Origin of the sequence: Streptomyces sp. 8L (genome assembly GCF_020176795.1) — a bacterium.
Lineage (GTDB): Bacteria > Actinomycetota > Actinomycetes > Streptomycetales > Streptomycetaceae > Streptomyces.
Genome location: NZ_JAIUKE010000974.1, coordinates 1 through 425, shown reverse-complemented (window position 1 = coordinate 425; position 425 = coordinate 1). Strand labels below are relative to the sequence as shown.

Genomic DNA, 425 nt, shown 5'->3' with positions numbered 1-425 from the left:
CAACAAGGGAGTTGACATCTCGCATACAACATCAACGACGCCTGTCACCTGCCGTCACCACCGACTACGGAACAGAGCCGCTCTTTTGACAGGCCCGGGCTTGGCAGTTGGGCTGGTCAGCGGCAGAGTTCGGCAGGTGTCGGATGATCTTGTGCCTGATGATCTTTGGGATCGTGTCGCCCCGTTGCTCCGACCTCGTCCGCCGCGGCGTCGGCGGTATCCGGGCAGGCTGCCGGCGGACGACCGTGCGGCTCTACGCGGGATCATGTATGTCCTGCGCACGGGGGTGGCCTGGGCGGACGTACCGGCTGAGGCGATCGGCTGCAGCGGGGTGACCTGCTGGCGGCGCCTGCGGGACTGGACCGAGGCAGGCGTCTGGCCCCGCCTGCACGAGATCCTCCTCGCGGAACTCCGGAAGGCCGGCC

At 67.3% G+C, this 425-nt stretch carries 1 protein-coding gene; it reads left to right on the top strand.

Features of this window, described 5'->3' with window-relative positions; translation table 11 throughout:
* Window positions 1-136: 136 nt before the first annotated feature.
* Window positions 137-425: transposase (locus tag LCE31_RS40160; RefSeq protein ID WP_225023266.1), on the top strand; the 289-nt coding region annotated here is incomplete at its 3' end.